The 22,290-nt window shown below is 61.8% G+C and carries 20 protein-coding genes; 8 read left to right on the forward strand and 12 right to left on the reverse strand.

Annotated elements, in window-relative coordinates:
- Positions 1–49: 49 nt before the first annotated feature.
- From N554_RS0134525 to N554_RS0134560, 8 genes are read right to left on the reverse strand one after another with little or no spacing between them, the layout of a single operon-like run.
- Positions 50–1,309, reverse strand: a complete 1,260-nt coding sequence (locus N554_RS0134525) for an ABC transporter substrate-binding protein (RefSeq protein WP_197033840.1) — start codon at positions 1,307–1,309, stop codon at positions 50–52.
- 28 nt (positions 1,310–1,337) lie between these two features.
- On the reverse strand, positions 1,338–2,303 hold the full coding sequence (locus tag N554_RS0134530; protein WP_051677873.1) for a branched-chain amino acid ABC transporter permease: 966 nt from the start codon (positions 2,301–2,303) through the stop codon (positions 1,338–1,340).
- On the reverse strand, positions 2,300–3,151 hold the full coding sequence (locus N554_RS0134535) for a branched-chain amino acid ABC transporter permease (protein WP_029587617.1): 852 nt from the start codon (positions 3,149–3,151) through the stop codon (positions 2,300–2,302). The genes N554_RS0134530 and N554_RS0134535 overlap by 4 nt, the downstream gene beginning before the upstream one ends.
- A 13-nt stretch (positions 3,152–3,164) precedes the next feature.
- Positions 3,165–4,043, reverse strand: coding sequence for a polysaccharide deacetylase family protein (locus tag N554_RS0134540; protein WP_029587618.1), 879 nt, complete (start codon positions 4,041–4,043; stop codon positions 3,165–3,167).
- A gap of 2 nt (positions 4,044–4,045) precedes the next feature.
- Entirely contained in the window at positions 4,046–4,753 is a 708-nt protein-coding gene (locus N554_RS0134545; protein ID WP_029587619.1) for a fumarylacetoacetate hydrolase family protein, read from the reverse strand.
- A complete protein-coding gene (locus N554_RS0134550; protein ID WP_245283813.1) occupies positions 4,750–5,652 on the reverse strand; it encodes a polysaccharide deacetylase family protein in 903 nt (300 codons plus the stop codon). Before N554_RS0134550 ends, N554_RS0134545 begins: the two co-directional genes overlap by 4 nt.
- Before the next feature lie 37 nt (positions 5,653–5,689).
- Entirely contained in the window at positions 5,690–6,340 is a 651-nt protein-coding gene (locus N554_RS0134555) for a cysteine hydrolase family protein (RefSeq protein WP_197033841.1), read from the reverse strand.
- 8 nt (positions 6,341–6,348) lie between these two features.
- Positions 6,349–6,636, reverse strand: a complete 288-nt coding sequence (locus N554_RS0134560) for a hypothetical protein (protein ID WP_029587622.1) — start codon at positions 6,634–6,636, stop codon at positions 6,349–6,351.
- 229 nt (positions 6,637–6,865) lie between these two features.
- Between N554_RS0134560 and N554_RS0134565 the strand changes: the two genes are divergently transcribed.
- From N554_RS0134565 to N554_RS0134580, 4 genes are all read left to right on the forward strand, one after another.
- Complete coding sequence (locus N554_RS0134565; protein WP_051677875.1) at positions 6,866–7,624, forward strand: GntR family transcriptional regulator; 759 nt, start codon at positions 6,866–6,868, stop codon at positions 7,622–7,624.
- A gap of 551 nt (positions 7,625–8,175) precedes the next feature.
- The gene (locus N554_RS37735; RefSeq protein WP_245283814.1) at positions 8,176–10,818 is read left to right on the forward strand and encodes an AMP-binding protein; all 2,643 of its coding nucleotides are present in this window, start codon (positions 8,176–8,178) and stop codon (positions 10,816–10,818) included.
- A 514-nt stretch (positions 10,819–11,332) separates the two neighbouring features.
- Complete coding sequence (locus N554_RS39390) at positions 11,333–12,040, forward strand: FkbM family methyltransferase (RefSeq protein WP_029587625.1); 708 nt, start codon at positions 11,333–11,335, stop codon at positions 12,038–12,040.
- Positions 12,041–12,151: 111 nt separating this feature from the next.
- Positions 12,152–12,379: a hypothetical protein gene (locus N554_RS0134580; protein WP_029587626.1), complete on the forward strand. Its 228-nt coding sequence runs from the start codon at positions 12,152–12,154 to the stop codon at positions 12,377–12,379.
- A 70-nt stretch (positions 12,380–12,449) separates the two neighbouring features.
- Here the strand turns inward: N554_RS0134580 and N554_RS40725 are convergent, their stop codons facing one another.
- Positions 12,450–12,638, reverse strand: a complete 189-nt coding sequence (locus N554_RS40725; protein ID WP_156042274.1) for a hypothetical protein — start codon at positions 12,636–12,638, stop codon at positions 12,450–12,452.
- A 73-nt stretch (positions 12,639–12,711) separates the two neighbouring features.
- On the opposite strand from N554_RS40725, the gene N554_RS0134590 reads away from it, so the two are divergent.
- From N554_RS0134590 to N554_RS0134605, 4 genes are all read left to right on the forward strand, one after another.
- Positions 12,712–13,254 carry a GlcG/HbpS family heme-binding protein gene (locus N554_RS0134590; RefSeq protein ID WP_081851566.1) on the forward strand — a complete coding sequence of 181 codons (543 nt, stop codon included), beginning with the start codon at positions 12,712–12,714 and terminating at the stop codon, positions 13,252–13,254.
- Between the two features lie 264 nt (positions 13,255–13,518).
- Positions 13,519–15,078 (forward strand): MFS transporter, encoded by a 1,560-nt coding sequence (locus N554_RS0134595; protein ID WP_029587629.1) that lies wholly within the window; start codon positions 13,519–13,521, stop codon positions 15,076–15,078.
- Positions 15,075–16,304, forward strand: a complete 1,230-nt coding sequence (locus N554_RS0134600; RefSeq protein ID WP_081851567.1) for an HlyD family secretion protein — start codon at positions 15,075–15,077, stop codon at positions 16,302–16,304. Before N554_RS0134595 ends, N554_RS0134600 begins: the two co-directional genes overlap by 4 nt.
- 42 nt (positions 16,305–16,346) lie before the next feature.
- A complete protein-coding gene (locus tag N554_RS0134605) occupies positions 16,347–17,792 on the forward strand; it encodes an efflux transporter outer membrane subunit (RefSeq protein WP_051677876.1) in 1,446 nt (481 codons plus the stop codon).
- 115 nt (positions 17,793–17,907) lie between these two features.
- Here the strand turns inward: N554_RS0134605 and N554_RS0134610 are convergent, their stop codons facing one another.
- From N554_RS0134610 to N554_RS0134625, 3 genes are all read right to left on the reverse strand, one after another.
- Entirely contained in the window at positions 17,908–19,611 is a 1,704-nt protein-coding gene (locus tag N554_RS0134610) for a SulP family inorganic anion transporter (protein ID WP_029587632.1), read from the reverse strand.
- A 96-nt stretch (positions 19,612–19,707) separates the two neighbouring features.
- On the reverse strand, positions 19,708–20,952 hold the full coding sequence (locus N554_RS0134615; protein ID WP_051677890.1) for a PAS domain-containing sensor histidine kinase: 1,245 nt from the start codon (positions 20,950–20,952) through the stop codon (positions 19,708–19,710).
- Between the two features lie 402 nt (positions 20,953–21,354).
- Complete coding sequence (locus N554_RS0134625) at positions 21,355–22,290, reverse strand: DUF2950 domain-containing protein (protein ID WP_029587635.1); 936 nt, start codon at positions 22,288–22,290, stop codon at positions 21,355–21,357.

Here is a 22,290-nt window from a genome sequence, read left to right on the forward strand (position 1 = left end):
CGGTGGAGGAGACGCGGCCTTACGGTCGCGTCTCGATATCGGCGATAGATCAGCCTTTCTTGATGCCCTGGAAGGTGCGCGAATAGGACGGCTGCTTCAGGTAGGTCTCCGGATCGTATTTCCAGAACTGCGAGACGTTCGGATAGGTGGTGACGGGTACGTTCCAGAATTTGCCGTCGGCGCGCTTCGCGACCTTGCGGATATAAACGTCGTAAATCGGATTGCCGTAGGCATCGAGCTTGACGGCCTTGCCGAGCGGCGAGCCATCGAGTTCGGTCTTCAACACGGTATCGATGAAGGCCTCGCGGTCCTCCACCTTGCCGCCCATCTTCTTCAGCGCGGCGTCGATCCACATCACGCCGGAATACATCGAGAAACCGTAGAGTGACGGGATCTTGCCGTACTTCGCCTCATACTCTTTGGCGAATTTCTGCGTCACCGGATTGTCCGAACCCTCCGCGAAATGCGCCGGCGAGATGATGCCTTCGCATTCCTCGCCAAGCGTCCGGATCACCGACTGGTCGGTGCCGTTCATCGCGGCGAGCAGCGGCGTCTTCGCCTTCAGGCCGAAGCTGGCATATTGCTGGATGAAGCGGGTAGCATCGGCACCGGTCTCCATCGCGAAGATCGCATCGATCTTGAGGTCGGCGAGCTGGCCGAGATAGGGACTGAAGTCCGCCGTGTTGAGCGGATGCCAGAACTGCTGCACGATCTCGCCACCGCCTTCGGTGAACACCTGGGCGAGCCCGCCGCACTGCTCGTGGCCGAAGGTGTAGTCCTGGCTGATGGTGGCGATCTTCTTGTAGCCCTGCTTCAACGCCCAATCGCCGAGCGGATGGGTGAATTCACTGGCGCTGTAACCGGCGACGCGGATCACGTTCTTGATGCGCCGGCGTTGCGTCAGGTCGTCGGCCGCGATGATCGGAATGAAGTACGGAGTGCCGGTGCCCTTGACGTAGTTGGCAACCGCTAATCCGGTGTTGGCAAGCAGATTGCCTATCAGCATGTGGCAATTGCCCTGCTCGACCAGGCGGCGCGCTTTCTGCAAAGCGGTGTCGGGGTTTGAGGCGTCGTCCTCGATCACCAGCTCGACCTTGCGACCAGCCATCTCGCTCTTGACCTGATCGAGATAGAACTGCACGCCCTCGACCATCTCCTTGCCGCCTGACGCGACAACGCCGGTGAGTGGGGCGAGCAGGCCGATCTTGATCGGGCCGGCCTGCGCCTGGGCGCTGCGCCATGGTGCGACGCCGACACCTGCAATGGTTAGTGCGGCCGTTGTGCTCTTCAGAAATTGCCTGCGGTCCATTTCGATATCCTTTCGTGAAAGCATTCGATTAACGCACCTTGCGCGTCAGAATGGCGCGCAGCTTGCCTATGATGCCCTCAGGGGCGAAGATCATGATGAGGATAAAGGTGATGCCGAGCACCATTTGCCAGCGCTCGGTATAGGCGCTGACCACGTTCTCCAGCGCGATGATCGCGGCGGCGCCGACGAAAGCGCCGAACAGCGTCCCGACGCCGCCGGCAATCATCATCAATACGCCTTCGACCGATTGCGCCAGCGCCACCGTGGACGGGCTGACGAAGTTGTTGAACATCGCGTACATCGCGCCCGCGACGCCGGCAAAGAATGCGGACACCGTGAAACCGATGAACAAATGGAGCGGCACGTTGTAGCCGAGGCTGCGCATGCGGCTTTCGCTGTCGCGGATGCCGCGCAGCGTCAGCCCGAACGGCGAGCGGACGAACCGCCACATCGCAAACGTCACCACCGCGGCGCCGGCGAGTACGGCCCAATAGAAGGCGGTGTTGGTCAGCAGCAACGCCGGACGGACGTCGCCGCGCATGCCGTTCTCGCCGCCGGTTACCTGGGTCCAGCGCAGGCAAATGCCCCAGACGATCATGCCGAGCGCCAATGTCAGCAGCAGAAAGTACACACCGGAGGTGCGCACCGCGAGCAACCCGAAGATCGCCGCAACCAGCGTCGCAGCCAACACGCCGGCGGCGAAGGCTGCCGCCGGCGGCACTCCGGCATGAGCCGTGGCGTAGACGACCACATAGGTGGAAACGCCAAAGATCGCGCCGTGGCCAAGCGAGGTGCGCCCGGCAAAGCCGGCGAGGATATCGATCGACATCGCGAGAATCCCGAAGATCAGCACCTCGGTGGCGAGTCCGACCTGATAATTCGACAGTACCAATGGCAAGGCGGCGGCCGCAACACCGATGGTGGCAGCAATCAACGCAGCGCGGCCATTCATGCCGGCAAGGCGCGAAGGCTTCGGCGTGCGCGGCATCGTCATGCGGCCCGTCCGAACAGACCGAGCGGACGGAATGCCAGCAGCACCGCCATCGGACCGAAAATCACGAAATAGGCCAGTTCTGGAAACATCACTTGGCCGAGCGTGTTGAGCAGACCGACCAAAAGGCTGCCGACGCCAACACCCACCAGGCTGCCGCGCCCGCCGATGATCACCACCGCCAGGCTGAACACCAGGATCTCGGCATCGGCCGACGGATACAGCGAGAGAAAGGCGCCGCCCATCAATCCCCCGAGGCCGGCCAAAGCCGAACCAAGCAGGAAGGTAACAAGAAACACGCGGCGGATATTGACCCCTGAGGCTTCCACCATCTCGGCATCGTCGACTCCGGCGCGGATCAGCGCGCCGAGCCGCGTATGATTCAGCAGCAGCCAAAGCGCTGCGAACACCACGATGCCGGTGACCAGCACGAACAAACGATAGGTCGGGTAGAACACGCCGAACACACGCAGGCCGCCGCGCAGCATTTGCGGGATCGGCACGGTGAAGCTGTCGCCGCCCCAGATTACCAGCGCCAGATCATTGAGCACGAAGGCGAAGCCGAGCGTCAGCAGTACCTGGCGCAGCTCGTGGCCGCGCACGAAATGCAGCAGCCCCTGATCGAGCACGAAGCCGATCGCCGCGATCGCAGCCATTGCGCCGATGCCGCCGAGCACAAAGCTGCCGGTCTTCAAGGCGATGGCGTAGCCGATGTAGCCGCCGAACAGATAGAGCGCGCCGTGGGCCAGATTGACGATGCGCAGCAACCCGAAGATCAACGTAAAGCCGCTCGCCACCACAAACAGCAGCGCTGCGAAAGTCAATCCGTTGAGGAGTTGAAAGATGCTCATCCCTGATCTGTGATTACGGCGGTTTCGGTCCCACTGAAAGATACCAGTCGAGGATCTGTTCTCCGGTCATGAACGCCACGTCCGGCTTCTTCCGGATGGTTTCGAAGATACTGCGGAAATATTTCAGGCGATGCGGCGCACCCATGATGTAGGGATGCACAACCAGCGCCATGATCCGGCCGGAATCCGCCGCATCCTCGTAGATCTGCTCGAATTGGTCGATAGCGCGGTCGTAATATTCGGACGCCTTGTGATGCTGGATCAGCATCATCGCGACGTCGTTGCATTCCTGGGTATAGGGCACATTGACGATCGGCGTCGTGGTGGTCTTGAGCCAGACCGGCTGATCGTCCAGCACCCAGTCGGCGACGTAATCATAGCCCTCCTCTTTAAGCAGGTCCGGCGTCTCCCAGGTCTCGGTGAGGCCCGGGCCGAGCCAGCCGCGCGGCCGCTTGCCGGTCGCCTTAGCGATCACGTCGGCGGTCTTGCGTATGTCGTCGCGCTCGTTCTCCACCTTCTGCATGTTCCGCTGGGTGAAGCCGTGGCCCATGAACTCCCAGTTGCGCACCATCGCCGCCTCGATGATCGGCGGATAGGCCGCGAGCGCCGAGCCGTTGATGGCGAGTACGCCCGGGATCTTGAATTCGTCGAACACCTTGAGCATGCGCCAGAAGCCGACGCGGTTGCCGTATTCGTGCCAGGCCCAGTTCGGAATGTCAGGGGTCGGCGAGCCGCCGGCCGGCGGCGTCAACACGGTGCGCGGCATCGTCTGCTTGGCGTCCCACTCCTCGACATTGACGATCACCCACACCGCCATGCGCGCGCCATTCGGCAGCTTGAGCGGCGGACGGGTCGCAATCGGCGAATAGGCAATGCGTTCGGTTGGCAACATGGTCATCCCTCAAGTGGAGCGATGGTGATGGCAAGCGACGGCAACCCGTCGATATGGGCGGCAATCAGGTCGCCCGGCACAACGGGACCGACTCCTGCCGGGGTGCCGGTATAAATCAAATCGCCTGCGCCGAGGGTGACTTGCTTCGACAATTGCTCGATCACTTCGGGCACGCTCCAGATCATCTGGCCGATGTCGCCGCGCTGGCGTTCTGCGCCGTTCACCGAAAGCGTGATGACGCTGCCCTTGAAATGCCGCGCCTCGCGTGCCGGCGCGATGGCGCCGCACGGCGCCGAGGCGTCGAAGCTCTTGCCGACTTCCCACGGCAGACGCAGATCGCGCGCGTCACGCTGACGATCGCGCCGCGTCAGATCGATGCCGACGGCATAACCCCAGACATAATCGAGCGCGTCGCCGACGGCGATGTCGCGTCCGGCGCGGCCGATCGCGATCACCAGCTCCACCTCGAACTGAAAATCGGAGGTGAGCGGCGGATAGGGCACCTGCGCGCCATCAAGCACCACGGCGTCGCGCGGCTTCTGAAAGAAGAACGGCGGATCGCGTTCGTCAGCTTCCTTCATCTCGCGGATGTGGTCGAGGTAATTGCGGCCGACGCAATAGACCCGGCGAACCGGAAAGAAACCGCCGCCGACGACCGGCACGTCAGTGGCAGGGATCGCCGGCAGCACGCGCTGGGCCAGGGCGCTCATGCCTTCGATCCCGGCTGCGCGGCGGTCTGTCCGTTGTACCAGTCGAGGATCTGCTCGCCGTTCCAGTGCACGACGCCATCGAACTTGCTCAGGTAGTCGTAGATCGCCTCGAGATATTTGATCCGGAATGGCTGTCCGCTGATGTAGGGGTGGATCGCGAGCGACAGGATCTTCGGCCGATTCCTGCTCTCTTCATACAGTCGCTCGAAGCTGTCGATGGTGCGCTTGAGCAGATGATCGCTCTCGTGATGCTGCACCAGCATCATCGGAATGTCGTTCAACTCCACCGTATAGGGCAGTGTCACCAGCGGCCCCTTGGCGGTGCGGATCACGGTCGGCTCGTCGTCATAGACCCAGTCGCCGATATATTTGACCCCGGCCTCGGCGAGGTATTCGGGGGTCTGCAGCGTCTGGGTCAGGCCGGGTCCGAGCCAGCCCACCGGCCGCTTGCCGGTGAATTTTTCGATCACGCCCATTGCACGGTTGATCATCGCCTTCTGGTCCGGCTCCTTGTGGATCGGCCCCTGCTCATAGGCGTGGCCCATGAATTCCCAGCCGGCGTCCTTGGCCTGTTGCGCGACGCGTGGATAATCCTCACAAACCCGCGCATTGATGGAGAGCGTGGGCGCAATTCCGAGCCGCTTGTAGAGATCGAAGAAACGCCACACGCCAACACGCATCCCGTATTCGTGCCAGCTCCAGTTCGGCACATCCGGCAGCAGCGGAATTCCGGTTGGCGCCGGCAGTACCTGCCGCGCCATCGGCTTCGCGATATCCCACACTTCGAGATTGACGATGGTCCAGATCACGATGCGGGCGCCGCCCGGCAGCTTCAGCGCCGGACGGTCGACGATGGCGGAATAGTCGCAGCGGTCTCGCGGGATCATGGGGCCGGTCATAGCAGGGTACTCTTGGGGCGGTTGAGAAACAAAGCGGTCATGCGGCGCTGGTCCGGCGCGGAGCAAGCCCGTCGAGCGCCATCACCGCGTCGGTATCCATCACGAAGCCGAAGGCTGTCTTGATGCAGGCGAGACCGGCTGCGTGCAGCTCGGCGCCGTCCATGCTGGCGACGCAGTCCTCGACCACGATCACCGCGTAGTCTCGGACGTTGGCGGCCGTCGTTGTCGCCAGCACACATGAATTGGTATTCACGCCAGTGATCAGAAGCGTGTTGATGCCGTGGGAGCGCAGCAGGAAATCAAGGTCGGTGCCGACGAAGCAGTCGTACCGCTTCTTGGTGTTGACGACGAAGTCACGCGGATCGAGCAGCTGCGGCATCACCGTGCAGCCGGGGCCACCGATGATGTTGTGACGCATCACGTTCTTGCGGGTGGCGGTCAAGTCCTCGGCGCGGGTGCGCCAGAACGGATTGGCGCGGATTTCGTCGGCGTCGCGATAGCTGGTCACCTGATGGACGATCGGAATATCGACGCTGCGGCACCAGTCGAACAGCCGCTTGTTGGCGGCGATGATGCGGGCCGCGACGTCGGGCGTGGTCGGCATGGTCGCCACCGCCATATCGAGATGGCCGCGATGCAGGTCGATCGCGACCACGGCGGCCCTGGGATGATCGACACCGAGATTCATTGCGCGCCTCATATCAAGGGATTGATGGACGTTCTCAACAAAGCACGCTGATCGATCCCGAGACGATCGGCGAGCCAATCGGCCAGCACTTCCTGACCGATAGTCGGATTGTCATGCTGGCAGTGCTCGGCGCCGGTTTCCTCGGGATCGAGCACCCGCATGGTCGCGTCAACGCCGTGCGCCCTGGCATAGTCGTAGGTGCTGCGCGCCGCGGTGACCGTCAGCACGTCGTGGCCACCGCGCAGCACCAGATGCTCGATGGCGCTTTCGCTGATGCTGGGATTCGCCGTCGCCATCGGACCTACGCCATTTTCACCATCATTGGACGCTCCATGGTTCGTTGAAGTCAGCGCCGAGTCAACAAATATTACATACACTTTTGCCGCTGCATATCATTTCTGCGCCACGCCCAGTTCCTAGGCATCGCAATAATGCAGCTAAAGATGGATTTTTCGAGCAGCATGTGGTCGAATGCGGCGGGACAGACTTCCAAGTGTACTCACTCGGGAGCAACACGGACGTTCCATGACGGACCAAACGGGCCAAGCTATTCTGGAGCCAACCGGCGGATCGCGCGCCGGCAATCGCGCCCTCTCGGTGATGGACCAGATCCGAGAAGCCGTCCTGAACGGCTCGGTCGCCGCCGGAAAGCGGCTCAATGAGGTCAGGCTCAGCCGGACGTTGGCGGTTTCGCGCACGCCGGTGCGCGCCGCATTGCAAGCGCTCGCGGGCGAAGGACTACTGGATTACGCACCCAATCGCGGCTTCACCGTGCGCGAATTTCCGCTCGATGCCATTGTCGACGCCTATGAGATCCGCGCCTCGCTCGAAGGGGTTGCAGCGCGGTTTGCCGCGGAGCGCGGCCTCAGTCCGGACGAGAAGGCGACGATCGAGCGCAGCCTCGGCGCCGGCGACAGACTGCTGGAGCGCGGCTCGTTCGAAGCCGGCGATCTCACAATCTATCGCGAGATCAATGGTGACTTTCACGACACCCTGCTCGCCGCCGCGCGCAACCGCATGCTGGCGGAGATGATCCGGATCTGCCACCACGTGCCGGTGTCGTCGAGCCGCAACATCGTTGCGTTCGAGCATCGCGACGTCCGCCGCCGCCACGATGATCATCATCGAATCTATGAGGCAGTGATAGCCCGCGAACCGTGGCGGGCGGAGATGTTGATGCGCGAGCACGTCTCGAGTGTGAAGGCATCGCTGGTCAAATTCTTGACCGAGCGCAGTCGAGACAATGAAACGGACGCTGCAGCGGCCGGCCCGCTCCCCGGCTAAATAGTACGAACCCATATGTCGTTGTAGCGTGATGCACTTAGGGTCATGCGGTACTCATCGGTCGACCATTTCTTGCGCCCCGCCAACTGCGCAAATTCTCGATTCAATTTTCAAACAGTTCAATAGATATGAATCCGCGATCTCGCAGCGCAATGCGCCCGAGTCGGGCAAACCATTTCGCCCTCTAAACCCTGAAACAGCGCATTAGCGCATTGATCCTTTGGTCGAGCAAAGTGTCGCGCACCAGGAATACGCCACGAGGGGCTGCTCACATCGATCGGTCATAGACGAGCCTTAGCTGAAAGCTGCCCTTCTTAAGCTCACCTCAGTAGGACCGACTTGCGAGGATCTTGGTTGAGAGTCCACTGGGTGAGCTTCCGAGCGCTTGATCCTGCTGCGCCGGCGCTACTACTCACTTTGGATCGGACTACCCCTTCTGCGTCTCTATACAGCTGCTGCGCGTTTCCGCATCCTGAACGGAGCACCGATTCCGTGAGGACACTGTGGCGCTTAAATTGACAAGAAAATAGTCTGGTTTGCTGGAGGATAGTTTGCTTCTAGAGAACAAGACTTCGACGTATCTGAAGGATTGCAGCGAGCGCGCTGAGTACGCAGCCTCATTCACGCTGGGCCAAGTGATCCGCCGGAATGCCAGCCAGTTCCCGCGTCAGCCCGCCATTCTCTCCTCCGCTTTTGCGCCTCTCACCTACCACGACTTGCAGCGCCAGCTGGACGAGATCCGCCGTCAGCTGCGCCAAGCCGGGTTCGATAGCAGCGCGCGGATCGGGGTGCTGATGCCGAACGGCCCGGAAGCCGTTCTCGCCATCGTGGCGGTAGCCTGCTGCGCCGCAGTAGTCCCCCTGGATCCGCGCCTGAAGGCGGCGGAAATCGATCAGCGTCTCGACATGCTGCGCCTGAGCGCTCTTCTCCTGCCGCAAGGTAGCGCCTCCGACGGTCGCCAGACCGCCGAGCGCAGGAATATTGCCCTTATCGAAGCCGCTCCGGTCGGACAGGGCCAGCTCGGGCTCAGGGTCACCGTGCGCGCGTCCGGCTCCCCTGCCCTCGACATGGAGCCAAACCTGCAGTCGCCCGCCTTCATCCTACAGACCTCCGGCACGGCCGCGCAGCCGAAGCTGATCCCTTTCAGCCATGCCAACATGCTGGCGGCGGCGGCGCGGCTCCAAGCCTGGTTCGACCTCACCCCCCAGGACCGCTGCCTGAGCGTATCGCCGCCCTGCTACTCCCACGGGCTCAAAGTGACGGTGTTCACGCCGCTCCTCACTGGCGGCAGCATCGCGTTTCCCGCGAATGCCGCCGTGGTGGATCTGGCCGAGTGGTTCGATGCCCTGCGACCGACCTGGTACTCGGCGGGTCCGACGCTCCACCGCGTCGTGCTGGACAAGGCGAAGACTGTTGCGGATGCGCAGACGATGCACACCCTGCGCTTCGTCGTGTCCGGCGGCGCGTCGCTCCCGAAGGGGGTGCAGGACGAACTGGAGCACGTCCTTGGCGTGCCTGTGCTGGAACATTACGGCTCCAGCGAAGCCGCGCAAATGGCCGCCAACCAGCCGCCACCCGGACCGAACAGGCCGGGCACCTGCGGCAGGCCGTGGCCGGACACCGTGGCAATCGTCGCCGAGGACGGACGCCCGCTTCCGGCCGGCGAGCAGGGTGAGGTCTGGGTGCGTGGCCCCACGGTGACGTCCGGTTATCTCGATGCGCCGGAACTCAATCGAACCGCCTTCATCAAAGGCTGGCTTCGCACGGGCGATGTCGGCAGCCTCGACGAGGATGGCTTCCTGTCACTGCATGGCCGACTGAGCGAACTGATCAACCGCGGCGGCGAGAAGATCGCCCCCGCCGAGATCGATTCCGCGCTCCTGCGCCACCCGGCGGTGGCCGAGGGGGCCGCCTTCACGATCTCCCATCCGCGCCTCGGCGAAGACGTCGCGGCCGCAGTCGTCTTCCATCCGGGCGCGCAGACGACACCCGCGGAGCTCCGCCGGTTCCTCCAAGGCGAGTTGGCCTCGTTCAAGATCCCCCACCGCATTCTGATCCTCGACCAGTTGCCAAAGGGAGCGACGGGCAAGGTTCAGCGGCGACGGCTGCGCGAGGCTCTCGGCGCGCCGGCGCATGAGCCGGCGGCGATGCCCGCGCCGGTTTTGGCCAGGGGTCCGTTGGATCTGGAATCTGAACTGCTGACGCTGTGGCGGAGGCTGCTCAAGTCCGAGACCGTGACGGTCGACGATGACTTTTTTGAAAGCGGCGGCGATTCCCTTCTGGCGACGGAAATGCTCATCGAGGTCGAGCGGCTCGTCGACCAACTCGTGCCGGAAACGATCCTATTTGGGGCGGAAACAATCCGTCAGCTTGTCCCGAAGATCGCCATGCAGACGGTCTCGCCGGCGACGCCGTTTTTCCAGTTCCATGCCGATGGCCACTGGCCCTCCCTGTACTTCTTCCATGGTGAATTTGAGAGCGGCAGCTTGTACGCGCGGCGAATGGTGCGTCTCTTCGGGCCCGATCATCCGATCATCACTATCGATCCCCACGGTCTTCGTGGGGAGCCGATTCCGCCGTCGATCGAGGGGATGGCCGCCGACCGCCTGCCGCTTATCCTGGAAAGGCAGGCGAGCGGCCCCTTCCTCCTGGGCGGTTACTGCAACGGGGCCCTGGTGGCGTTCGAAGTGGCCCGCCTGCTGATGGCGGCCGGCCACAAGGTTGAAATGGTTGCCCTGGTCGACCCGCCGACCATCAGTGCGCGTCCGGCGACGCGGGCGATGCTCGTGCTGATGAAGCACGTTGTTTCGCCCCACCTAACAGCCCGGATCTACAACTTCATGAGCCGGCTGGAGCGGGGCGAACTGCTCAGCAAGATGCACGATGTTTTGGTCAGTGCCAAGAATCGGCTTCCGCCTTCGTCACGGCAAGAGGCCTATTCGATCGCAATGGCGCAATACCTGCCGGCGCCGCTCGACGTGCCCGTGGTCTTCTACTCGGCCGGCCACGACGGCCAGGCGTGGCGGCGCCTCAGTCCCCGACTCGAAGTGATCCAGTTGTCCGGGGGACATTATGACTGCGTGACCACCGGCGCGGAGCTCCTGGTTGATCATCTGCGGCAAAGGATCGACGCCTTGGCTGATGTTACTGCTCGACTGCAAGAACAAGGCACTTTGCCGCACCTCCATTGTTGAATTGCACTGGTTTTTGCGGTGCCGCTGAAAGTAGGGCTAAAGACGGCCGCCCCGGACGAGCGATCCTGCTATTGAGACTGGGGCGCCGGGCGGCCGGCACGCCCTGTCTTCGTTTCAGTGTTCAGGGCGGGGATGTCGCTAACCTTGTCGGTCCGGCCCAAGATGGCCGCAGGTAGGCCTGGATGTCGTGGGGTCACCGCCTTGATCGCCTGCGCCAGCCAGGGTCGTGCAAGACGAATACCATTGCGCAATCAAAAAAACGCGGCCCGTAACTACATGTGAATTCGGCTGCAGCCGCACTTCAGCGAGCTAGGTCTTAAGTACGCGGCGACGGATGATAATGCGATAGCAGGATTCGCAATAAGTATCGTACTGGTAAAGAGATGCCGCGTGGTGCTCACGCGTGGTACATCATAAGAGATAAATGGTCTTCGCCCCGCGCGAAGGTTTCGTGATATTTTGCTCCGACGCAACGATGGCACGGCGATCAAGGCTCTTTCTGGAGACATAGTAGTTGAACCCACAACTAGAGCAAAAGCTAAAAACGTTCGCGCGGCGCATCGGGCTTGAGCTGTCGCGCGCTAGACCTACTGTCGCATCTCTCATTTTGTCGCGGCAAGTGGATTGCGTCTTCGATGTTGGAGCACACGAAGGAGAGTTTGCTCAGTCTTTGAGGGCAGGCGGGTATGCCGCCCGAATCGTGTCATTCGAACCTGTTCTCTCCTCATTCGAAAGATTGAAACTAAATGCAGCTTCGGACGGACGTTGGATCCTGAATAATTATGCTTTGGGCGCTGCGCCGGGAGTTGGATCGATCAATGTGGCGGCCAATACCGTTTTCAGCTCCCTACTACCGACGACAGCGTATGCAGATGAGTACTATCCTGGTGCAAGTGTAGTTCGACAGGAAAAGGTAAAAATTGAGCGGTTTGACGATGTTTATCCGAAGTTGAAAGGGAGTCGGAATTTTCTCAAAGTTGACGCCCAGGGATTTGAGCCGTCCGTGCTAAAGGGCGCCGAGGAAGCGCTAAAGGATTTGGGTGGGGTTCAGTTAGAATTGCCTTGCACAAACTTATACGCGAATAGCTGGTCTTTTGCTGAGGGCATTGCGTTCATGGAGGCAAAGGGCTTCGCTCTCGCACAAACAAGGCCTGTAATCTTTTCGGCCGAGGACCCGCAGCGTCTGGTTGAACTCGATTGCGTCTTCGTTAAGTCAAAATAAGTATAGGTTCCACGCTGGGCACATAATATTCAAATATTTGATGAGAACGTTTGCTTTGATGCAAGCTGCGGCGAGTTAGAGTCCGGTTCCTGCTGCGGGAGGAGCGGACGCATGAAGCGGAAGAAGTTTTCGGAGGAGCAGATCACGCGGTTCTACGCGAACATGATGCGGGGGCGAAGGCCGCCGATCTGGCGCGCAGGCATGGCCACGCGCCCGCAGTATGAGGCCCCTATTCGCGCCGGCGACGCCCCGGCAGCAAATAACAATGGCCGTGATCTGACCGCGATGCGTTCATATCTCGACGGACTCCTGCAAATTCAAATCGCTTCAATTTCTTAACACACCAACTCCACTGCCGCGTCGCCCAAGTGCGGGTCGCTGGTCGCCGAGCTGATGCCTAGATATTCCCTCACGCTCCCTGAAGTCGACGGCTGTCGATGCAAGACCGATAGCGCCTGATGCCATGGTCAAAGCGAATGTTCCCTATACGCACCTCCTTCCAGTGACAATCTTTGCGGCCCTCATCTGCTGTAGCTATTTCAAGAAGCAGGCACCGGGTGTTTTCGAGATCAATAAATATTTTGATAAGATCAATCATGCTTCGCGATCCTTGATTGTCGTCGCGCGCGGTCTAACTCCGTTTACAGGCGACGAATAAATGGAGCTGCCAAATGAAGCGAGCATCTGCAGCAATTCGTGTCGGCTGCCTTGGCTTGACTTGCGCCCTGCTTTGGTCGGTCGGCGGCGCTGCCGTCGCCGCTGCGCAGACCAGGGCACCGCCGCAGGCGCCGGCCGCGGCCGCGCAATTTGCAGAAAAGAAGGTGCTGACCTTGGACATTGCGCGAAAGATCGTCGCGGCCGCCGAGTCGGAGGCGACGCGCAATCACTTGGCCGGAGTTGTCGCGGTGGTCGATGACGGCGGATGGCCGATCCTGATCGAGCGCATGGACCATGCCGCCTATCTCGCCAGCGTGGAACTTGCACCCGGCAAGGCCCGAACAACCGCGCTGTTCAAGAAACCTAGCCAGGCGCTCGAGGACGCGATCAACCACGGTCGCTTTGCTGCCGTCACCGCGCAGGGCTTCACCGAGATGCAAGGCGGGCTTCCAATCGTCGTCGATGGCGAGGTGATTGGGGCCATCGGGGCGAGCTTCGACACGCCGGAGCACGATGTGCAAATCGCGCAAGCCGGGTTGGCGGCGGTCCCTCATTGAATTGAACCAAGCGAAAGTCGCGGGGAGAGAGCGACACGGGAAACACCGCCGCGCGAAAATTCACGACGCTTTGATTCGCCGGCTGGGACGTAGGTTTGATTTCCCTCCCTCGCGCTCTATTTACTTCGTGTGACTTGTTACTTCGTGTGACTGGATTTCGTGCGATTTCGCCGCTGATCGTTGATCGTGCGCGGCTTCGATAGCGCGGATGGAGCTCAAAAAAGTCTTGCAGTCATAGTTTATTGAAAAGAGTTGGCGGACCCCGTGGATATCAAGCCCTTGATTGGCCTCGGTGGCGTCCTCATCGCTGCCATGACATCCGAATTCAACGACCAGGTGACGGCTGTCGCGCTCACCGATGTCCGCGGTGCGCTCGGGATCAGCCACGATCCCGGAACCTGGATCGTAAGCCTGTATGTGTGGGCCGAGATCGTCGGCATGGCGATCTCGCCCTGGCTGCTGATGACCTTCACGTTGAGGCGCTGGACGCTGTTTGCGATCGCGCTGTGCGGAATCTCCAGCGTGCTGATCCCGTTCAGCCCGAACATCGAGGCGATCTACGCCCTGCGGCTGCTCCAGGGGCTCGCCGGTGGCCTGATCATCCCTCTGCTGATGACCACGGCTCTTCGCGTTCTCACGCCGGGCATCCGGCTCTACGGTCTGGCCGTCTACGCTCTGACCGCGACCTTCACGCCGGCGCTGGCCTCAACGGTGGCCGCGCTTTGGACGGATATCGTAGACTGGCGTTTCGTGTTCCTGCAGACGATTCCGCTCTGCTCTCTGGCCGGCGTTCTCGTCTGGTATTGTCTGGATCAGGATCAGCCGAGATACGAACGGTTCCGAATGCTGGACTGGCGCGGCGTGCTGCTTCTGGTGATCGGGGCCGGCGCCTTGAGCACCATGCTATATCAGGGGGACCGGCTCGACTGGTTCAACTCGAGGCTGATCTGCGTCCTGGCGCTGGTGAGCGCCCTGGCCATCCCGCTGTTGCTGGTCAACGAGTGGTTCCATCCTTTGCCACTACTGAAGCTGCAGTTGCTCGGACGGCGCAACATCGCCTATGGCGCGCTTGGCTTGTTCATCATTCTGATCATCGGCCAATCCGGTTCGACCGTGCCGTTGCGATACCTGCAGGACGTCCAGGGTTACAGACCACTGCAATCCAACCTGATCACGCTGGAGATCGCGGCCTTGCAACTCGTGATGTTGCCCGCCATGGCGCTGTTGCTGGATTACAAGCGCGTCGACGCGCGGATCGTCAGCCTGATCGGACTGGGCTTGATCCTCGCATCCTGCATCGGTTCGTCCTTTCTCACGGTGTATTGGAACCGGGATCAATTCTATTCATGGCAGCTGCTGCAGGCGGTCGGTCAGCCGATGGTGATCGTGCCGCTGCTGATGATGACCACCAACGTTGCCGGCCCGACGGAAGGTCCCTTCGTGTCCGCCCTGATCAACACATCACGCGCCCTCGCGGAGGCCGTCGGCGCCTGGTTCGTGGCGTTGATTGTTCGTTGGCGCGGCGCGCTGCATTCCGACCGCATCATCGATGAAGTCGGCCAGGACCGCTGGCGGGTGATCCAGGGCAACGGCGTGCTGCCCCAGTATCCGCCGCCGCTGATGCCGGACGGTCAGCCCAGCATGCCGCACAGCCTGGAAACCTTCCGCCATTCCGTGGAGCAGCAGGTCGCTATCTTATCGACAAGCGACACCTTCCTGATCATGGGAGCCCTGACCGTAATCCTGATGGTCCTGGTGATGACGTTGCCGGTCCGCACCATTCCGCCGCGGATACTCTTTGCAAAGCAGGGGAAAGCCGCATGACGGAGGATCTAGCCGAACCCGGGACGCGACCCGCCGAGCCGGAGCGGAACGAAGCGCCAGCCCCGGCCGCGACGCCCGGGAACAACCATCAACCCCAACCGAAGGATGCAGAGCCGCAGGGCCGCAAGGTGCAGCAAGCAGACAAGCTTCCCGCGCCTCTGCCGCGCTGGCCCTTCCTGGTGGTCGGACTCGTCGTGGCGATCTTCGCCGCGGCGGTTCTGTACATCATCTTTCGGCCAAGAGCGGACGTGTGGACCGATGATGCCTATGTGATGGTGCACTACGCCACCATCGCGCCGCGCATCTCCGGTCAGGTCGCCACGGTGCCGGTGGACGACAACGACATTGTCAAGACCGGACAAGTGCTCGCAACTCTCGACCCGCGCGACAATGAGACCGCCGTGGCTGCGGCCGAGGCGGCGGTCGCGCGCGACAGATCGCAATTCGACGAGCTCTCCGCGACCGTATCACGCCAGCCGTCGATCATAGCGGAGCAACAAGCCGCCGTTGCGTCGGCGCGCGCCAGGCTCGCTTTTGCGCAGACCGACGCGCGCCGCTACGGCAATCTCGCCACGACGGGAGCCGGCACCATGCGCGAACACCAGGAAGCCGACAGCTCGCTTCAGCAGGGTCAGGCCTCGCTGGACGGCGCCGAGGCGTCGCTCGATGCGGCACGCCGGCAACTGGACGTGCTCAAGGCCCAGAGGTCCGCGGTCGAAGCTGCGCTCAAGGCCGACGAGGCCAAGCTTGAACAGGCCAGGCTCAATCTGTCCTATACGCAGATAAGGGCACCGATCGACGGCATGGTGGGCGAGCGGTCCGTGCAGGCCGGCAACTACGTCGCGCCAGGCACGACGTTGATGACCGTCGTGCCGCTCGACCAGGTTTATATCATAGCGAACTATCTCGAAGTGGATCTGCTGCACGTCCGCAGCGGCCAGCCCGTCACCATCCATCTGGACGCCTATGACATCGACCTCAAAGGGACGGTGGATAGCGTGCCGCCGGCCTCCGGCGCCGCCTTTGCACCGATCGCACCCAACAATGCCACCGGCAATTTTACCAAGATCGTGCAACGGCTGCCGGTCAAGATCGTGGTGACGCCCGGGCAACCTTTGGCTAAGCTGCTGCGCGTGGGCTTGTCGGTCGAGACTACCATCCATACAGGACTGGAGGATGTCGTGGACGAACAGCGCAGATCGAGCGATCGTGTGACCGGGCATTGATTAGTGCGTGCCTTGCGTCTGATGGCGTGTCTCTCCGGTCCGATGTTGGGCATCGGGCTGAACGGCTGCACCGTTGGGCCGGACTACCAGAGCCCGGAGCTCAAAGACGAGCCCAGGCGATCGGCGCTGAATGCCGCAAGCGTGCCGAGCCGGACGGTCGAGGGCGCGGTCGACATCGCCTGGTGGAAAAGTTTTCGGGACTTTCAGTTGTCGTCGCTGGTCGAAAGGCTGGTGGCGCAAAACCTGGACCTCGAGACCGCGGCGGAACGCGTGATCCAGAGCATCGCGCAGCGCCGGGTCGCAGTCTCCCAGGGGCTGCCGCAGATCGAGGGGCAATCGTCGTCGACCTATAATCGCCAGAGCCCGAACGGCACGCTGTCCTTGCTCGTCCCTGCCCCCGGCGCGCCGTTGGATTATGGCCTGTTCCGGGATGGCTTGACGTCATCATGGCAATTGGACCTGTTCGGCCGGGTTCGGCGGGCGGTGGAAGCCGCCGATGCCGCCACCCTGGCGGCCGTGGAGAACCGGCACGGCGTCGCACTCGCGGCGGTCGCGGAACTGGCGCAAAGCTACATGCTATTGCGCGGAACCCAGAACCGTCTCGAGATCGCGAAACGCAATCTGCGCCTTGCCGAAGAGAATGTGGAGCTTGTGAACAAGCGTTTCGGCGACGGGGTCGCCACCACGCTCGACCTGGCGCAAGCCCGGGCTCAACAGGCCACCATCGCCGCAACCCTGCCGCCGCTGCGCACCCAGGAGGCGGAACTCATCAACATCATCGGCCTGCTGCTGGGCTATGCTCCCCGCGCGCTCGAGGCCGAGTTGCGCCGCGCCCGGATGGTGCCGCGCGTGCCGCGCAGGGTGCCAGTGGGCCTGCCCGGATCGCTGGTGCGCCGCCGGCCGGATGTCCGCGAGGCCGAGGCGCGACTGCATGAGGCCACCGCGCAGACCGGCGTCGCCGTGGCGAACTTCTATCCTGACGTGACTTTGAACGGCGCGGTCGGCGTGGAAAGCCTGCACCTGAGCAATCTGTTTTCCCCGACCTCGACGACTTTCGCGGTGGGGCCGGCGGTTTCGCTTCCGATCTTCGAAGGCGGCCGGTTGCGGGGCACCCTGGAACTGCGTGAATCGCAACAGCGGGAGGCTGGCACTTTCTTTCAGAAAACGGTGTTGCGGGCCTGGAAGGAGGTCGACGACGCCATCACTGCCTATCGCGAAGCGCAACTCCGGCGTGCCGATGTTGCCCGGGCCGTCACTGAAAATCAGGCCGCGCTGCGCGCCGCCAGGCAACGCTATCAGGAGGGTGCGATCGACTTCCTGAACGTCATCGCAACACAAGCCCAGTTGCTGCAGAGCGAAAATGATCTTGCCGACAGCGACACCCAGATCGCGACCCTTCTCGTCAATCTTTATCGCGCCCTTGGTGGAGGATGGCAGATCGTGGATGTCGTCTATGGTGCAGATGACACGCCGCGACATAAGATTTGAACACCATAGGACGCCGCCGCCAAATCGTTTGCGTGCGACGTTGCAAAAATTTGCACCCTAATTGACAACACGTTGACAACAGGTGAGCCGCCTGTGTCCATTCGACGCTCCCCTCTTAAGGCTGCTGAACATGGGCGCGGAGCACTGAATCGAGCGTCGCGGCACGACCAAGTCCTCCAACTTTGAGCTCGACGCCGTCGGCTCGCAACAAATCGCGCAAGGATCCGTGGGCGCCGATGATGCGCAGGGCGATGTCGCGGCTGGCAAGTTCTGCATGGAGTTCGTGCAGCATGCGCGCCCCTGCAAGGTCCAGATATGGCGCGGCGGAGAGATCGCAGACGGTCAGGCGGATGGCGGGCGCATCCGCTTCCCGGAGACGGTTCAAAACCGATTCCATGACAGCGTCGGCATTGACGTAAATCAGAGATGCTTCGGGACGAAAGATGATTACGCCGGGCAGCGGCTCGTTCTCGGGGTGGCGCTCCAGGTCGGAAAAGTTGTTGGTACCAGGAATACGGCCGAGAAAGGCGACGTGCGGACGCGACACCCAGGCAAGCAGCAATAGTATCGAGGCTAGTGCAGCAAGCAGGATGCCCTGAAGTATTCCAAGGAGCAGCACGGCCCCGAGCGCGATCGCCGCCGCGTAAAAGTCTAGCCGGCTCAATCGCCACATGCGGAGCAGTGCCGGGAAATCCAGCAAGCCATACACCGCGGTCAACACCACGGCTGCCAGCACCGCCTTTGGAAGATTTTCAAGCAAGCCTGTCAGAAAGAGCAGGCAAAGCGCAAGCGTGATAGAGGCAAAGACCAGCGCCAGCGGTGTGCGCGCACCAGCCTTATCGTTCACCGCCGATTGCGAAAGCCCGCCGGCGACTGGATAGCCCTGCCCTATCGCTGCTGCGAGATTGGCCGCGCCGATGCCCAGAAGCTCTTGTCTTGGGTCCAATGCGTATCCGTGCTTCGCGGCGAAGGTGCGAGCCGCCGACACGCCTTCGATATAGGCCAGCAACAGGCAACCAGCGGCCAACGGAAGGATTCCCTCGACATCGCGCAATCTGAGAGCTGGGCCTGCCACGGCGGGCAGGCCCGCCGGGATTTCTCCCGTCGTCGGCACCCCGAGCGCCGGGAGCCCAAGTACTGTGGCAGCAATGATCGCCAGCGTGACCACACCGAGCGCGATAGGCTTTCCCGGCAGCAGCCGCTCGCCCAACACGATCAATCCGATCGCGACAACACCGACTATGAGAACGACGTAGTGCATCTGGCCGAGCTGCCCGAGGAACGTCCACGCCCGGTCAAGAAAATTATGCCCCCCACCTCCAACCCCGAAAAGAGTCGGCAACTGAGTCATCGCAATGGTTAAGCCGGCGCCAGCCTTGAAGCCCACAAGAATACTGTCGCTGATCAGCTTCACCAGCGCGCTCAATCGCAACAACCAGGCGAACAGGCAAAGCGCCGCGACTGTGAAGGCTACGAGGCTGGCGATCTGAGCATACCGTTGCGCGTCCCCGTCAGCCATTGCCCCGACAGTCCCGGCAATCATGAGTGAAATGGCCGAAGTCGGCCCGATTGCAAGCTGGCGCGAAGATCCGAGCAGGGCGTATCCCAGACCACCCAGCAGGTAGCCGTAGACCCCGACTTGCGGAGGTAGACCTGCAAGTCCTGCGTAGGCCAGGGAAACCGGAATTGCGTAGGCGGCCAACGTTACTCCGGCGATGATATCGCCGAGCAGCCAGGAAGGCTGGTATTCAGCCAACCAGCGGGACGGCGGAAACCACCAAGGCCAAGTTCGCGCTTTTGGATGTTTCGGCAAATCCATCATGCGGCGGCCAAGAACATCAACTACTTTTCTAAGAGCGTGAACCCATAAATCCAGAGTGGCTGGCGGACTTCCGCCTTGATACGCATTCCGGACTCACGTCGGACCTCGCGTGAGGTCCGACGGCGCAATCCGCGGAAGAATGATCTGAATAATCGTGCCCGCGCCCGGCCCGCTTTCGAGTTTTAGCCGGCCACCCAGTCGCTCCGCCACGATGTTGTAGACGATGTGCAGACCGAGCCCGGTTGCCCCTTGATGGCGGCGGGTGGTGAAGAAAGGATCGAAGGCCTGACGCTTGATCTCTGGGGGCATTCCGCATCCATCGTCGGCAAAGAGAAGTTCGATGTGAGCACTCCCGGCTGAGCTCACTTTGATATTGATCGTGCCCGTTTTCCCCGCCGGGAAAGCATGCGCTATAGAATTGAAAGCGAGGTTGGTGAGTACCTGCCCAAACGGCCCGGGATAGCTGTCCATCGAAAGATTAGGCTCGGATTGAAGCTTGATGGTGATATCGCGGTCCCGCAACTCGCGTTGAAGATGTGAAAGAACCTGTTCGGCCAGTTCGCCGGGATCGAATGTCCGCCGATGGAACTGTTGTTGATCAGCGGCCACCTGCTTGAACGACTGCACCAGTTCGGCAGCGCGGCCAAGGTTGGCTACCAGTTGGAGCGACGCCTCGTTGATTAGCGCGATAAATTCATTGAGGCTCGATCGCCTGAGGTCGCCGCGCGCCGCCTCTGCGGCGAACAGCTTCGCTTTCCGCTGCAGCGTCGAGGCGACCGTCAGGCCAATGCCGACAGGAGTATTGACCTCGTGTGCGACGCCCGCCACCAGCCGGCCGAGTGCGGCAAGCTTTTCGGCCTCGATCAGCGAGTCCTGGGTTTCGCGCAAATGTCGCAGCGCAGTCTCCGCAGCGTCTCTGGCGTTGCGGATTTCCTGCTCGGCACGCTTGCGTTCGGTGATCTCTTCGGCAGCGACGTTGACCGCAACGATCTCGCCGCTCGGTGCGCGCAGCGGGTGCCAATATGTCATCCATGAACGTTCATCGACTTGGTCCGCGCGCTGCCCGGCAACCTCGATGCCGACCACAGGCTCTCCCGTCTCCATGATCGAACGGACGATCGCTTGGACCGAGTCCGCGAGCGCCGGCACGCAATCCCTAACAAAACGCCCGAGATGATCCTCGACCGATATGCCGCAGATCTCGGTGAGGCGTTGGTTGATCTGTAGGTACCGGCAGTCAGGCGACAGGCAAGCGAGGCCGATCGGCGCGGTGTCATAAATGAGTTGCAACGCCGGCTGTTGCGGAAAAAGCAGCACCCCTGAAGATGATTTCTGCACCTGCGGCAAGAGCGCCCCCGCTACAATGATATGAGCTCACCTTTGTAAGTCGGCTTTGTTGCCAGCGGCTTTGACACCGCTAGCGGGATCGCGAATGTCAGTGTGCGGCGGAAGACTACCTTCCAGTCCGCAGGCGGAACAGAGCTAAATTGGTGCTCCCATGGACGCCGGGCTTGATCCAAATCAAAGTATGTCCACGCGACACATTCCCCTTGCGCCTGCAACGCGGTGCTTTGCAAGCCGCCTCCACCTGCACCTACGATCAAGCCTGCCTTCGCGAATACGGCGAACATAACCCGGAGCCTGTGCGTGCGATGACTTCGCCAATCCAGAGCAGATAAGCAGGATCAACAGAGCGAGTGCTGCTGAATGCCCACCCATCGGAGCAGTCCTCCTCCAATCTCAACCACCCGGTGCGTTGACCTTCTTCCAGGTCTGATCGGGATCGAACCACATCATGCGGTTGACAAGCGTCATCGTGTAATCACCCAGGTCCTTCTGGTAGACCGTGCCGGAATGATTCACGAGGAAGGTCATCACGCCTGAATTGCCATACTGCGCAGGATAGGCGACAAGCGCAATTCCGCCGATCATCTTTCCCTTGACCACATAGTTCAGCGTGCCGCCGGGGGCATTCGGCCCTTGCTGCGTCAGGATCCGGTAGTAATAGCCGTGATAGGGCGTGCGTCCTGTTCCGGCGTTGTATCCTTCGGCGGACGCCTGCGCGGCGAACTCGCCGAGCGGACTTGCATCGCCACCGGATGCCGGCCAATAGAGGCCGTCCTTCTTGCCGGTGGTACTGACGATGCGCTCGGCATAAACGCCGGTGCCGGCCCCGGTGCGATCCTTCTCCGCATACTCGTTCTGCGCATCGACATAGGCGAGGCACGCCTGGATCGCGTCCAGTTCGTTGCGTCCGATACGCCGGTACAGGATTTCAAGCCGGCCGGCAGCGGTATCGAATTTCCAGCCAGCCTTCTGACGGGTGAGCGGTATCGGAAGCGGGGAGTCGTCGGTCCCCACGACCAGAAAGGCCTTGTCGCCTTCGATGATCACATCGCGTTTGGCGTCGTAGGCTCCCACGAACCGCTCCCGGGCTTCGCGATCCGCCACCTCATCGCCGGAGACCATAATGTCCTCGGCATCCCGACCGAGCACCTTGAGGATATCTCTCGTCGCGCCGGATTTGATGGCGTTGGCGAGCGCCGTGGCGGCATCCTCCGGTGTCTGGAAGACTCGTTGAGCGCTGGCGGACGACGTCACGAGCAGCAGGACGGCTGCTGCGATGAGACCGGAAGGAACCTTGCGACAGCTTTGGCCGAAACGAAGCTTCGTCAT

Source organism: Bradyrhizobium sp. URHD0069, assembly GCF_000701345.1.
Lineage (GTDB): Bacteria > Pseudomonadota > Alphaproteobacteria > Rhizobiales > Xanthobacteraceae > Bradyrhizobium.

What these genes read in the sequence shown, in the direction of transcription:
- N554_RS0134525 (WP_197033840.1), bottom strand. Translation starts at nt 1,309, where the DNA reads ATGGACCGCAGGCAATTTCTGAAGAGCACAACGGCCGCACTAACCATT.
- N554_RS0134530 (WP_051677873.1), bottom strand. Translation starts at nt 2,303, where the DNA reads ATGACGATGCCGCGCACGCCGAAGCCTTCGCGCCTTGCCGGCATGAAT.
- N554_RS0134535 (WP_029587617.1), bottom strand. Translation starts at nt 3,151, where the DNA reads ATGAGCATCTTTCAACTCCTCAACGGATTGACTTTCGCAGCGCTGCTG.
- N554_RS0134540 (WP_029587618.1), bottom strand. Translation starts at nt 4,043, where the DNA reads ATGTTGCCAACCGAACGCATTGCCTATTCGCCGATTGCGACCCGTCCG.
- N554_RS0134545 (WP_029587619.1), bottom strand. Translation starts at nt 4,753, where the DNA reads ATGAGCGCCCTGGCCCAGCGCGTGCTGCCGGCGATCCCTGCCACTGAC.
- N554_RS0134550 (WP_245283813.1), bottom strand. Translation starts at nt 5,652, where the DNA reads ATGACCGGCCCCATGATCCCGCGAGACCGCTGCGACTATTCCGCCATC.
- N554_RS0134555 (WP_197033841.1), bottom strand. Translation starts at nt 6,340, where the DNA reads ATGAATCTCGGTGTCGATCATCCCAGGGCCGCCGTGGTCGCGATCGAC.
- N554_RS0134560 (WP_029587622.1), bottom strand. Translation starts at nt 6,636, where the DNA reads ATGGCGACGGCGAATCCCAGCATCAGCGAAAGCGCCATCGAGCATCTG.
- N554_RS0134565 (WP_051677875.1), top strand. Translation starts at nt 6,866, where the DNA reads ATGACGGACCAAACGGGCCAAGCTATTCTGGAGCCAACCGGCGGATCG.
- N554_RS0134580 (WP_029587626.1), top strand. Translation starts at nt 12,152, where the DNA reads ATGAAGCGGAAGAAGTTTTCGGAGGAGCAGATCACGCGGTTCTACGCG.
- N554_RS40725 (WP_156042274.1), bottom strand. Translation starts at nt 12,638, where the DNA reads ATGATTGATCTTATCAAAATATTTATTGATCTCGAAAACACCCGGTGC.
- N554_RS0134590 (WP_081851566.1), top strand. Translation starts at nt 12,712, where the DNA reads ATGAAGCGAGCATCTGCAGCAATTCGTGTCGGCTGCCTTGGCTTGACT.
- N554_RS0134600 (WP_081851567.1), top strand. Translation starts at nt 15,075, where the DNA reads ATGACGGAGGATCTAGCCGAACCCGGGACGCGACCCGCCGAGCCGGAG.
- N554_RS0134605 (WP_051677876.1), top strand. Translation starts at nt 16,347, where the DNA reads ATGTTGGGCATCGGGCTGAACGGCTGCACCGTTGGGCCGGACTACCAG.
- N554_RS0134610 (WP_029587632.1), bottom strand. Translation starts at nt 19,611, where the DNA reads ATGGATTTGCCGAAACATCCAAAAGCGCGAACTTGGCCTTGGTGGTTT.
- N554_RS0134625 (WP_029587635.1), bottom strand. Translation starts at nt 22,290, where the DNA reads ATGACGAAGCTTCGTTTCGGCCAAAGCTGTCGCAAGGTTCCTTCCGGT.